The organism is Rhizobium sp. YJ-22 (assembly GCF_029601685.1).
GTDB lineage: Bacteria > Pseudomonadota > Alphaproteobacteria > Rhizobiales > Rhizobiaceae > Metarhizobium.
Window position 1 is genome coordinate 1 of the sequence record NZ_JARRIR010000037.1, and the last position, 11,985, is coordinate 11,985.

Sequence of the window (11,985 nt, forward strand, 5' to 3'; positions counted from 1 at the left end):
GCGCCAACAGCGGACATTGCAGTCCAGCGCATACGGCTGCGTTGCGGCAATTTCTAAAGCGAGCCGAACGCGGCGATTCCTGCCCCAGGATCACAGGTTGACCCGCTGGTGATGTGACACGCGGGTCAACCTGAAGTTCATCCCACAAGCAGATGGCTCATCGCCGGGTCGGGAATGACGACGATGCGGCTGCCATCTCTTGCCTCGTCGTGAAGATGGATCACATCCTGATTGATGAGCCGAATGCAACCTGAGGAAACGGCCTTCCCGATGCTGAACGCCTCAGGCGTGCCGTGTATCCGATACAGCGTGTCCTTCCCGTTTTCATGGATATAGAGGGCGCGAGCACCGAGTGGATTTTTGAGTCCGGGATCCATGCCTCCATTTGCAATGCTGTAGGGCTCCAGCCCTGGCTGCCGCGCAACCATTGAATCAGGCGGTGTCCAGCGCGGCCATTCCCGCCTGTAAGCCATTATGGCCTCCCCAGCCCAGGCGAACCCCTCCCGTCCTACTCCGATTCCATAGCGGGTCGCGCGGCCACCTGCCTTAACGTGGTAGAGATATTTGGCTGGCGTATCGACGACGAGGGTGCCTGGCTTCTCGTTCGTCGGATAGTCCACCTCGGTTCGCCAGAACTGCGGCGGTAGCTGGCTGATGTCGACCTCCGGGATCGGAAACCTCTCATTGGGCATTGCATAGTACATCGGCGGCACCACCGGCGCAGGCGCTGGCGGAGGTTCGGCGATCGTCACGACGGGCGGCGGTTGGGTCGATACACAGCCAGAGACGGCGATCGCCCCTACACCAAGGATGAAGGAGCGCCTTGGCAAGCCTGCACCCACCCACCGTCCATTTGAGCTGCTCGTTCTCTCTTCAGTCTGACTGTCATAGGCCATGTCGGTACTCTCTGTTAATCTCGCGGGCTGCTTCCAAGCCTGCCCGCCTTAGGGCAACCTTAAGTGACGAATGGCGGAGGCCAGTGCGCCGTGGAGCCACCCGCTCAGGCCGCGCGGGCCTCTGCGATCGCCTTCTTCAGCCCCTTCTCATCCAGCACACCTGCGAACGTGGTCCGGCCGATGACGAAGGAAGGCGTACCTGCGAAGTTGAAGGCGAGCGCCTGGCTGTAGTTGCGGTCGAGCAGCCCCGAGATCTTGGTGCTGTGCTTGTTCACGGCGGCAGCAATTTCCTTCATCGTGAGGCCGGTGCTCGTGAGCGCCTTCTCCACGGCTTCTTCAGTCAGTTTGCCCGTCGTCTTCATCAGCGCCTCCATTGCAGGCTCGTACTTGCCGATCTGGGCGGCTCCGAGAACTGCCTGGGCAGCAAAGATCGAGGCACCGCCGAAGACGGGCCAGTCCTTCAGCACCAGCCGGACATTGCCGTCCTCGCGAACGACCTTCTCGAGCATGGGATGGATCTTCTTGCAGTAGGGGCACTGGTAATCGAAGAATTCGACGACCGTGACGTCCCCTTTGGGATTGCCGAGAACTGGTGCGTCCGGATCATGGAAGACGGTCTTTTCGGTGATCTCCTGGCCGAACGCCAGGCGCGGGAGGACGGCAGCCACTGCGGCAGTGCCCGCGGTGACGGCGAGCAGGTTTCTGCGGGTAATCATTCATACTTCTCCTTTTCGCGATTCTTCAGGTCCGAGCACGACGACCTTGGAGCCCTTCGGCACGCGGCGATGCAGGTCGATGATGTCGTGGTTCAGCAGCCGGATGCAGCCGGACGAGACCGACTTGCCGATGCTCCAGGGTTCATTGGTCCCGTGGATTCGATAGAGCGTGTCCTTGCCGCCCTGGTAGAGGTACAGGGCACGTGCTCCCAGAGGGTTCTTGATGCCACCCTCCAGGCCCGATGCTAAAGGGCCGTAGCGCTCCGGATTGCGCTTGATCATGTTCTGGGTGGGCACCCAGCCCGGCCACTGCGCCTTACGGGCGATATCGGCCTCGCCCTCGAATTCCATGCCGGCCTTGGCGACGCCGACGCCGTAGCGCATCGCCTTGCCACCCTCCATGACGAGGTAAAGAAAACGGGAGTGGGGATCGACCACGATAGTGCCTGCCGGATAGCCGGTCTTGTAGTCCACAACCTGGCGGACATTCTTCGGATCCATCTTGGAGACGTCGACGCCGGGGATGGTTTCGTCTCCATCCTTGATCGGCGCATACATACTGGCCAACGACGGGTCCGCTTTCGGGGCTTCGACCTTTGCGGGCTCCGCGGCGGTCTGCGCGCAGGCCGACAACCCCATGACGAAAAGCGAGGCGGTCAACGGTCGCCACAGATCGGCCGCTCGGGCAGGGATCATTCGGATATTCCTTCTTCAGATTTGAGTTCCTGGATCTTCTGCGCGAGAACCTCGCGGGAAATCTCGCCGAGGTGAGAGCCGGCCAGCGTGCCGTCGGCTGCTAAGAAGAGTGTTGCGGGCAGACCGACCGCCGAATAGTGGCGGCTGAGCAGAAGCTGCGGATCGAGCACCGCCTGCGGCAGATCGAGGTTCGCGCTCCGGAGGTAGTCAGCGATCTTTGCCGCAGGCTCTCCCTGGTTTGCGAAGACAAAGTCGACGTCGGCCGTACTGGCAGCAAGTTCCGCCATCATCGGCAGTTCGCGGCGGCAAGGCGGGCACCACGTCGCCCACAGGTTCAGAACCGTAGGACGACCGTTGGCACCGATCCCTCTTTCGGCACCATCAAGTGTCCGGAAGCTGGAGGTGACGGGCGCTAGCTGCGGGTCAGAATAGGTCAACGCCAGCGTCGCCGCTGTCGCAACCATGCCAGCGGCAAGGCTAGCCACGGCCCATCCGACAAGCTTTCGGCTCTTCAGGAACAGCAGGACCAGCACCACGGCGACGCCTGCGGCCCCTCCGCTCCAGGAGAACCCGCCTTGCCACACCGCAAGGATCCGCCAAGGCTCCGAAGCGAAGCTCCCGGCATGCTGCAGAACATGCCCCAGGCGCGCCGCCGCCAGTCCGACCAGAGCCGTCCAAGACGACCAGCGTCCGAGCCTGTCGTCGACCCGGTGGGCAAGAACGGACGCTGCAGCGAGAAACACGACCATGCCCACGATGGCAGCGAAGCGCTCGGCGTCGAACGCGAAGGGACCGAAGGAGACGGCGTTCATCGAAGGGCGCTCTTGGCTGCTGATGCAGACGTCGTAACGGTGTCTGCACTGATCTCTCCCACCAGCCTGCTGTCGGCAATCTCATCGTTGTTGCCGTCGAGGAACAGCATTGTCGGGGGCCCGACGACCTGAAGGTCCTTCATCAGCGACTGGTTGGCCTCGGTGATCTCACTGAGATCCACCGAGATCAGGCGGATGCCGTCCAGCGCGTTCACCACCGTCGGGTCCGGAAAAACGGATCGCTCGATCACCCGGCAGGTGACGCACCAGTCGGCCGTGAAGTAGACAAGCGAGGGGGTGTCTCCCGCGTCGGCTGCCAGCAGCGAGGACAGTTCGGAGGAGGAGGCAGCGAACTGGAAGGAATCCTTGTCAATCGCTTTCGTTGGTGTTGCGTCTCCGGAGCGCGCGACAGTGATGGGCGCGAGAGGCTTCAGAGGATCGGTTGCGCCCGAAAGGCCGCCAATCGCTAGCATGACGCCGTAGAGAGCGGCCAACATGCCAGCAGATTTGGCAAATCGTGCAGCGCTGCCGGCCTCAGGTCTCATCTGATCGAAGGCTCCGATGAAAACCCCGAAGGTGATCGCCAGGATAGACCACAACAGAAGACCAGTTCCGGCAGGCAGCAGACGGTCCACGAGCCAGACCGCGGTGGCGAGGAACAGGAAGCCGAAGACCTGCCGGACCCGTTCCATCCATTGTCCTGCACGCGGAAGCAGGCCCGACCCGAAGGTCCCCATCAGGATCAAGGGGATGCCCTTGCCGATGCCGAGCGCGAACAAGGCCGTCGCGCCGAGGACGACGTCTCCGGTCTGCGCAATGTAGAGAAGCGCGCCGGCGAGCGGAGCCGTAACGCAAGGTCCGATCACCAGAGCGGATGAGAATCCGAGCGCTGCCGAAGACGCCAGTGAACCTCCTGAATCGCGGCGTGGGGCGAGCCGGTTCCTGAGAAAGGAGGGAAGCTGGAGTTCGAATATCCCGAAGCTTGAAAGTGCCAGAGCCACGAAGATGGCTGCAACGACGAGTGTGGCAGCGGAAGACTGGAGCGCGATCTGGAAGCTCTGACCCCACCATGCAGCGACCACGCCGAAGAGACTGAAGGCAGCCGCCAAAGAAAGGACGTAGGTTGACGACAATACAAATCCACGTCCAGCCGACAGGCTCTCGCCCTCCCTCGAAAGGGTCGCGGCGAGGATAGGGTACATGGGAAACACGCATGGCGTGAAGGCCAGCAGGACGCCGAGCCCCATGAAGCCGGCGACCAGCAACAGCACTCCACCGCGATCGAGCAGAGATCCCACGAGTCCGTTGGAGGACTGGTCAGAGATACGGATTGCAGCCGTGTCGGCGGGTTCCGGCGCGGCTTTGGACACCAGAGGAAAGGCTGCCTGTGACTGAAGCGCAGTCTGAAGACCAGCCGGTTTTTTGCTGGCTACAGGCGTCAACGCAGCAGGGTCGAGATCGACCGTGGTCGGAGGATAGCAGAGACCGCCATCCTGGCAGCCCTGGTAGGTGACCTTGACGAAACCAGTGACCGGTCCGGCGATCGTTGCCGTAGCCGTCCCATAATAAACCTCGGTGCTTCCGTATCCGGGATCCTCCTTGATGACGCCCGGCGGGGTTGTCATTTCGAGAGGTCTGCCGTCGGCGTCTTTCACACTGAGGTATTCTCGGTAGAGATAGTAGCCGTCTTCAAGCTGCCATCTTAATGCGATGTCAGGACCGTCGCGTCCTGCCTCCATGCGAAAGGCCTGATCCATTGGAAGCGGCGGTTCGATAGCTGACGCCACCGCCGAGACGGCTAAGGCCACGATGAAAGATGAAACCGACAGGAAGAAACGCAAGGTCCGCTCCGTTGCTTGGGTTGGAGCGGCGGTCTCTCCTCCCAACCTTAAGGCAGCCTTAAGGTAGCCGGCGCAGGGAGGACGCGAAGTCAGATGAGGATGTGATGCGCCTGCTGGTCGTGGAAGATGACGAGATCCTGTTGGACGGCCTGAAGGTCGGGCTGCAGATGTGCGGCTTCACGGTCGACGCCGTGACATCGGTTGCCGATGCCGACGCTGCGATCGAGGCCGACAGATTTGATGCCGTCATCCTGGACCTGATGCTCCCGGACGGAACTGGCCTCGATGTACTGGCAAGGATGCGACGGTCCGGCGACCGCACCCCTGTTCTCCTGCTGACTGCGAAGGACGAAGTTGCCGATCGAATAGCAGGGCTGGACTCGGGAGCCGACGACTATCTCGGAAAACCTTTCGATCTCGACGAGGTCGCTGCCCGGCTCCGTGCCATCGTCCGTCGTGGACACGGCAGGGCCACAGGGCTTCTCGAATGGAAGGACGTGAGCCTCGACCCGGCGCGCATGTCCGCATCGCGTGACGGCATGGCGATCTCCCTCTCGCGGCGGGAGTTCGTCATCCTGCAGGCGCTGATGGAGACGCCCGGCGTCATCCTGTCCCGGTCTAATCTCGAGGAGAAGCTTTATGGATGGCAGGAGGAGATCGAGAGCAATACGGTGGAAGTTCACGTCCACAAGCTCCGATCCAAGCTGGGCGCGAGCTTCATCGAGACCGTTCGGGGCGCAGGCTATCGATTGAGGGCGGCACAATGAACTCCATACGGATCCGGCTGTTTGCAATCCTGATTGCCACGACCGGCGCGGTGTGGCTCTTCGCTGCCGCCTGGATCTATGCGAGCACGCAAGCCGAAGTCGAGCGCGTACTGGACGCGCGCCTGATGGAAGCGGCACGCATGGTGAGTTCGCTGATCACGGATCACCAGATCGATCCCTCCGCGGCAGCCAATGCGGCAACTGCCGATACTCCCCCTCCGCCATTTAAGGAAGCCGGCGGCGGCTATAGCCGTCAACTTTCCTGCCAGATCTGGTCGCTTCAGGGCAGCCTCGTCAGCCGCTCTGAAAGCGCGCCTGCAACCTCGCTGGCGAGCCATACAGATGGCTTCGAAGAAACGGAGATCGAAGGAGAACGGTGGCGAGTCTACGCCGTCGTCAATCCCACGCTTGGCGTCCGTGTGCTGGTCGGTGACAGTCTTGAGATCCGAGACCGGCTGATCGGCGACGTCATCAAGGGACTGCTTCTCCCCGGGATCGTCATTCTCCCCGTCCTGGCAGCGTTGATCTGGTTGAGCGTCGGGCGTGGCCTTGCTCCACTGACGCGTATTGCCGAAGGGCTTGCCGGCCGTTCTGCATCCGAACTCCACCCGGTGGATGCGGGATCGGTTCCGCGGGAGGTTCGGCCGGTCATCCGGGCGCTGAACAGCCTGTTCGGTCGCGTGGCTGAAGCGCGCGACCGCGAACGGAGCTTCACCGCCTATGCAGCGCATGAACTGAAGACGCCGCTCGCAGGTCTCAAGACCCAGGCGCAGGTGGCCCTTCGAACCGACGAACCGAGCGTCCAGCGTGACGCGCTGTCTCGCATCTCCACCAGCGTCGACCGAACCAGCCGGATGGTCAGGCAGCTTATCGATCTTGCCGCCGTAGATGCGTCGCAGGACGTCACGAGCGATGAGGAGGTCGATATCGCAGTCCTTGTCGGGGAAGTGGCCTGGGAGTTGGAGAACCAGCTCGCAGCGAACGACGTCCATGTGGCGATGGAACTTTCAGACCAGGCTCAGCCACCCACCGTCATCCGGGGCGACAGGATCCTTGTTCGTCTGGTCCTCCGCAATCTGCTTGAAAATGCCATCCAGCATTCCCCAAAGGCCGGCGAAGTCAGGTGCCGCGTCCTGGCGAGGACAAACGAAGTCTGCGTTGAAATCCTGGACCAGGGACCGGGAATTAAGCAGGAGGACGAAAAGCGCGTCACGGAACGCTTCTTCCGGGGATCAAAGGCGCATGGTCATGGTAGCGGGCTTGGATTGTCGATCGTCCAGATGGCGCTCGCCCGTCTAGGCGGAAGCCTGACCTTCGAGAGAGGTGCTCGCTGGTTTGTTGCGAGGGCGTCGTTTCCGATCTGAGCCCTTGGCGGCTGGCCCTGTCCTGTTGCGCTTATGGACCCCGTCTGACCCCGACGGCTCGTAGCGCAGCATCGAGCCTGTTGCCGCCCTTGGCGTCGAAGTCACCTCTGAGCGCTTTCAACGCATATCGCTCCTGGTTGATTTCCTCCGCCGTCCGAAACCCCATGCGGCGCAATACCGGCAGGGGCGGACACCAGCCTTGGATGGCGTGCTGGAACAGGAAGCCGGTTACGATTGCCGGCAATGCAGCCATCGTTTGTCTACTGTCGCCGCCAAAATGGTCCCTGTGAATGCCAAAGAGGAGGCATTTGCTTCGAGCGTCCGCTCGATGTCCCACTCCCGATCAAGTTCCGCGAGCCTCGCTGCGATCTGGTCGGGGTGGGCTTCGTAGTAGGCGAGCCTCTCTTCCATCTGCCAGCGAAGGCGGTTGTTGATCTCGTCGGATGTCTGGGCGCTGACCCGGTTCGCTGTCGTGGCCATGGTTTTGATCTCCTTTGCGCGGGAACCCCAGGGGAAGCACAAAGTTCCGTGACCGGCCTTGAAGGTAACTCACTATATAATATATTAGAACGTATAACGATATTTACGCGGAGCTAGTTATGCCTGTCACCAGTGTATCCGAGAAGCTTTCGGTCTCGTCTCAGCCAAGCGTCGAAGACATCCGTTCGCTGCGCGCGAACGGGTTCAAGACACTTATCAATAATCGCCCGGATGGCGAGGAGCCCGGACAGCCGGGAACCGAAGCCGAAGCGCAGGAAGCAAAGCACTGCAACCTGTCCTATGCGTTCATTCCAGTCACCGGAGCCACCATCACCGAGGCGGACGTGCGCGCCTTCCAGCGCGCGATCGATGAATCTGAGGGCCCCGTCTTCGCCCATTGCAAGACCGGCACCCGGTCGCTGAACCTCTATGTGATCGGAGAGGTCCTCGACGGCCGCCTGCGTGCCGACCAGGTCATGGACTTCGGACGTGAACGCGGCTTCGACACAAGGGGCGCTGCAGCCTGGCTGGAGAAGCAGGCCCCCCGCCGACCGCAGGTCAAGGGCTTCTTCGACAAGCGCACCTGGAGCGTCCAGTATGTCGTCTCCGATCCGGAGACGGGCAAGTGCGCCATTGTCGACCCGGTTCTCGACTTCGATGAGAAGGCAGGTGCGACGGCGACGCTCAATGCCGACGCCATCCTCGACTACGTCCGCGCCCAAGGACTGACGGTCGAGTGGATCCTGGACACCCATCCGCATGCCGACCACTTCTCGGCCGCCCAGTACCTGAAGGAGAAGACCGGCGCGCGCACCGCCATCGGCGAGCGCGTCGTGGACGTGCAGAAGCTGTGGAAGGGTATCTACAACTGGCCCGAGCTTGCCACCGACGGATCGCAATGGGACCAACTGTTCGCCCACGGCGATACGTTCAAGGTCGGGTCTATCGATGCGAAGGTGATGTTCTCGCCCGGACATACGCTCGCCTCCATCACCTATGTGATCGGCGACGCAGCCTTCGTCCACGACACGCTGTTCATGCCCGACAGCGGCACGGCGCGTGCCGACTTCCCCGGTGGTGATGCACGGGTGCTGTGGAGGTCGATACAGGACATCCTCGCGCTCCCGGACGAGACCCGGATCTTCACGGGCCACGACTATCAGCCGGATGATCGGGCGCCTCGGTGGGAAAGCACCGTGGCCGAGCAGAAGAAATCCAACCCGCATCTTGCCGGCGTGAGCGAGGAGGAGTTCGTCGCTCTCAGAACCAAGCGTGACAAGACGCTGCCTATGCCAAAGCTCATCCTGCATGCCCTGCAGGTGAACATCCGCGGCGGGCGTCTGCCGGAGCCGGAAGCCAACGGCAAGCGCTACCTCAAGTTCCCGCTCGATGCATTGCAGGGGGCGGCATGGGAATGAGCACCGACCTGAAGGCAATGTTGAAGGCAGGGCTTTCCCCGGTCGAAATGGCGAGCCGCGCCGAAGAGGTGGCAAACCTCCTCAAGACGCTGTCCCATCCGGCGCGGCTGATGATCGTCTGCACGCTGGTGGAGGGAGAATACTCGGTCGGCGAGCTTGAAGAGAAGCTCGATCTGCATCAGCCACATTTGTCACAGCACCTCACGGTGCTGCGTGGCTCCGGCATCGTCGAGACACGGCGGGACGGCAAGCAGATCTTCTATTCCCTGACCGAGGAGAAGGCGGCCCAGCTGGTCGCCGCCCTCTATGACATCTTCTGCGTGAAGGACCACACATGAGCCAGTATCTCCCATCATTGACCGGCGGCATGCTGATCGGCCTGTCAGCGGTCATGCTGCTGCTCCTCAACGGCCGGATCGCCGGGATCAGCGGCATCGTCGGCCGTCTTGCCCAGGGTGTCGGCCTGACCACCAACCTGGCCTTCGTGCTCGGCCTGCTGCTCGGGCCATTGGCCTACCTCGTCATGTTCGATGGTTGGCCAGAGGTCGAGATCACTGCAGGCTGGCCGCTGATCATCGTCGCCGGGTTGCTGGTAGGATTCGGCTCGCGGATGGGATCCGGCTGCACCAGCGGGCATGGCGTCCTCGGGCTGGCCCGCCTGTCGCCGCGCTCGATGGTGGCTGTCGCCACCTTCCTGACAGCCGGCGTGGTTGCCGTTACCCTTCTGCGAGGTCTTGGATCATGAACCGGAATATCTACCAGTTCGCTGCCGCGCTCGCATCAGGCATCGTCTTCGGTTTCGGCCTGTCCCTCTCCGGGATGCTGAACCCGGCACGCGTCCAAGGCTTCCTCGACATCTTCGGCACGTGGGATCCAAGTCTTGCCTTTGTTCTCGGCGGTGCCGTCGTCGTCGCATTCATCGGTGTTCAGGTGATGAAGCGGATGCGACACCCGGCCTTGGGCGACAGCTTCCATGTCCCGACCAATCGGCAGATCGACCCGCCGCTCATCATCGGATCCGCCCTGTTCGGCCTCGGCTGGGGGATCGGTGGCTTTTGTCCCGGCCCGGCGGTCGCGTCGCTGCCCATCGGCATCCCCCAGACGGTACTGTTCGTCATCGCCATGCTGGTGGGCATGACCTTGCACGACCGAGTATGGAGCAGACGGACGTGACCACCTCAATTCTTGCGGCAGTCGGCTCCGGCGGGATCGTCGGCTTCATGCTCGGCCTGCTCGGCGGCGGTGGGTCGATCCTAGCGACGCCGCTCCTCCTCTACGTCGTCGGCGTCACGCAGCCGCATGTTGCCATTGGAACGGGCGCGCTTGCGGTTGCCGTGAACGCCTTTGCCAACTTTGTGAGCCACGCGATCAAGGGGCATGTCTGGTGGCGGTGCGCGGCCGTCTTCTCCGCGCTTGGCGTGGTTGGCGCGCTTGCCGGCTCAAGCCTCGGCAAGGCGATGGACGGAGACCGACTGATCTTCCTGTTCGGCATCCTGATGGTGGTTGTGGGCGCTCTGATGCTCAAGCCCAGGAAGGCAGTTGCGATCGAATGCCGTCCTGTCGACCTCCGGATGTGCCTCGCCACCGCGGCCGTCGCATTGGCCGCGGGCGCGGCATCCGGCTTCTTCGGCATCGGCGGAGGCTTCCTGATCGTTCCCGGCCTGATGCTGGCGACCGGCATGCCGATGATCAACGCGATCGGTACCTCGCTCCTCTCCGTCGGCGTGTTCGGGCTGGCGACCGCCTTGAACTACGCCAGCTCCGGTCTGGTGGATTTGTGGCTTGCCGCCGAGTTCATTGGTGGTGGCATCATCGGCGGCGTGCTCGGAATGCTCCTCGCCACACGCCTCAGCGCCTACAAGAACATCCTCAACCGCCTGTTTGCCGCGCTGATCTTCGTGGTCGCAGCCTACATCCTCTATCGCAACTGGGGGACGTCGATGATTGGCTGAGGGCGGCCAATCTCAATGTGGCGACCTCCTGGCGCCTCATAGCGGTGCCGGCGCCGAGTGAACGTCTATTCAGGACACCGTTAACAAAGCGACACTTACTCGGACAGAAGCAAGGACCGGCGCTGCCACATGCACAGGGGCCGCTCCTTAAGGCTGCCTTAAGGTGAGCAGGTCAAGCGACAGCTTTTGAAGGAACTCCAATGCGCCTCTTCATTGTCACCAATCTCAGACCCACCCTGATGCTGTTCACAGCGCTGCTGTTCGGTTCTGCACCACAGATCGCCGCAGCCGAGGATGTCCCGCAGCCCCAAGAGTATCCCCGGATCCTGAAGGCGATCGAGCAGCAGGGACTGACAATCCTTGGAGAGATGAAGGTGCCAGGCGGTCTGAGAGCATTCGCCGCAAAAGCTGGCGCTCAACCTCTGGCACTTTACCTCACCCCGGATGGCGAACATGTGGTCGTTGGCACACTTGTCGACGCAGCAGGACAGGACATGGCGGAGACCCAACTCAAGGAGATGGTAGAAGCGCCGATCTCGGAAGAGGGCTGGCAAAAGCTTGAGCGATCCACATGGGTGAAGGACGGAAGCCCAAACGCGCCAAGGATCGTCTACGTGTTTACCGATCCAAACTGTCCCTACTGCCACCAATTCTGGAAGTCTGCCAGACCATGGGTCGAAGCGGGCAAGGTGCAGTTGCGGCATGTCATGGTCGGCGTGATCAGACAGGATTCGCCTGCCAAGGCGGCTGCCATTCTTGAGGCTAAGTCTCCTGAGGAGGCATTGGCCGAAAACGAACACAAGTACGAGGACGGCGGCATCGCCCCTTTGGAAACGGTCAGCCCCGCAATGGCGGAAAAGCTTGAGCACAATGCCACCCTGATGACCGAGCTTGGCTTTTCCGGCACCCCTGCGATTGTCTTCAGGAAGGCAGATGGTAGCATCGGACAGATGGCTGGTCTGCCTCAGGATGCCGCGCTCGAGATGATCTTGGGTTCGAGATAGCTTAACCCGCTCCGCTCTTCTATGTCTGCAATGGGCCGA

Annotated in this window: 13 protein-coding genes and 1 pseudogene; 8 read left to right on the forward strand and 6 right to left on the reverse strand. The window is 62.0% G+C overall.

What is annotated here, in order from left to right:
- Positions 1 to 137: 137 nt before the first annotated feature.
- The 5 genes from P7F60_RS30295 to dsbD form a co-directional block, all read right to left on the reverse strand.
- Positions 138 to 896 carry a L,D-transpeptidase gene (locus P7F60_RS30295; RefSeq protein ID WP_077549660.1) on the reverse strand — a complete coding sequence of 253 codons (759 nt, stop codon included), beginning with the start codon at positions 894 to 896 and terminating at the stop codon, positions 138 to 140.
- A gap of 104 nt (positions 897 to 1,000) precedes the next feature.
- Positions 1,001 to 1,612 carry a DsbA family protein gene (locus P7F60_RS30300; RefSeq protein ID WP_077549659.1) on the reverse strand — a complete coding sequence of 204 codons (612 nt, stop codon included), beginning with the start codon at positions 1,610 to 1,612 and terminating at the stop codon, positions 1,001 to 1,003.
- Entirely contained in the window at positions 1,613 to 2,308 is a 696-nt protein-coding gene (locus P7F60_RS30305) for a L,D-transpeptidase (protein ID WP_097142929.1), read from the reverse strand.
- Positions 2,305 to 3,120, reverse strand: a complete 816-nt coding sequence (locus P7F60_RS30310; protein WP_277921183.1) for a TlpA disulfide reductase family protein — start codon at positions 3,118 to 3,120, stop codon at positions 2,305 to 2,307. The genes P7F60_RS30305 and P7F60_RS30310 overlap by 4 nt, the downstream gene beginning before the upstream one ends.
- Entirely contained in the window at positions 3,117 to 4,961 is a 1,845-nt protein-coding gene (gene dsbD, locus P7F60_RS30315) for a protein-disulfide reductase DsbD (RefSeq protein WP_097142928.1), read from the reverse strand. The genes P7F60_RS30310 and dsbD overlap by 4 nt, the downstream gene beginning before the upstream one ends.
- A gap of 104 nt (positions 4,962 to 5,065) precedes the next feature.
- Here dsbD and P7F60_RS30320 point away from each other — a divergent pair, with 104 nt between their 5' ends.
- Together P7F60_RS30320 and P7F60_RS30325 are read left to right on the forward strand one after the other, a co-directional pair.
- Positions 5,066 to 5,728 carry a response regulator transcription factor gene (locus tag P7F60_RS30320; RefSeq protein WP_077549657.1) on the forward strand — a complete coding sequence of 221 codons (663 nt, stop codon included), beginning with the start codon at positions 5,066 to 5,068 and terminating at the stop codon, positions 5,726 to 5,728.
- Positions 5,725 to 7,092, forward strand: a complete 1,368-nt coding sequence (locus tag P7F60_RS30325) for an ATP-binding protein (protein WP_077549656.1) — start codon at positions 5,725 to 5,727, stop codon at positions 7,090 to 7,092. Before P7F60_RS30320 ends, P7F60_RS30325 begins: the two co-directional genes overlap by 4 nt.
- A gap of 31 nt (positions 7,093 to 7,123) precedes the next feature.
- Here P7F60_RS30325 and P7F60_RS30330 read toward each other — a convergent pair.
- Positions 7,124 to 7,572, reverse strand: a pseudogene (locus P7F60_RS30330) (hypothetical protein).
- A gap of 119 nt (positions 7,573 to 7,691) precedes the next feature.
- Between P7F60_RS30330 and blh the strand changes: the two are divergent.
- The 6 genes from blh to dsbG all read left to right on the forward strand — a co-directional run bounded on the left by blh (position 7,692) and on the right by dsbG (position 11,946).
- On the forward strand, positions 7,692 to 8,990 hold the full coding sequence (gene blh / locus P7F60_RS30335) for a bifunctional sulfur transferase/dioxygenase Blh (RefSeq protein ID WP_109707831.1): 1,299 nt from the start codon (positions 7,692 to 7,694) through the stop codon (positions 8,988 to 8,990).
- A complete protein-coding gene (bigR, locus tag P7F60_RS30340; RefSeq protein ID WP_097142925.1) occupies positions 8,981 to 9,328 on the forward strand; it encodes a sulfite-sensing transcriptional repressor BigR in 348 nt (115 codons plus the stop codon). The genes blh and bigR overlap by 10 nt, the downstream gene beginning before the upstream one ends.
- Positions 9,325 to 9,735, forward strand: a complete 411-nt coding sequence (locus P7F60_RS30345) for a YeeE/YedE family protein (RefSeq protein ID WP_077549654.1) — start codon at positions 9,325 to 9,327, stop codon at positions 9,733 to 9,735. The genes bigR and P7F60_RS30345 overlap by 4 nt, the downstream gene beginning before the upstream one ends.
- On the forward strand, positions 9,732 to 10,163 hold the full coding sequence (locus P7F60_RS30350; RefSeq protein WP_097142923.1) for a YeeE/YedE family protein: 432 nt from the start codon (positions 9,732 to 9,734) through the stop codon (positions 10,161 to 10,163). Before P7F60_RS30345 ends, P7F60_RS30350 begins: the two co-directional genes overlap by 4 nt.
- Positions 10,145 to 10,942: a sulfite exporter TauE/SafE family protein gene (locus P7F60_RS30355; RefSeq protein WP_277921184.1), complete on the forward strand. Its 798-nt coding sequence runs from the start codon at positions 10,145 to 10,147 to the stop codon at positions 10,940 to 10,942. The genes P7F60_RS30350 and P7F60_RS30355 overlap by 19 nt, the downstream gene beginning before the upstream one ends.
- A gap of 200 nt (positions 10,943 to 11,142) precedes the next feature.
- Positions 11,143 to 11,946 carry a thiol:disulfide interchange protein DsbG gene (dsbG, locus tag P7F60_RS30360; protein WP_077549651.1) on the forward strand — a complete coding sequence of 268 codons (804 nt, stop codon included), beginning with the start codon at positions 11,143 to 11,145 and terminating at the stop codon, positions 11,944 to 11,946.
- Positions 11,947 to 11,985: the final 39 nt, after the last annotated feature.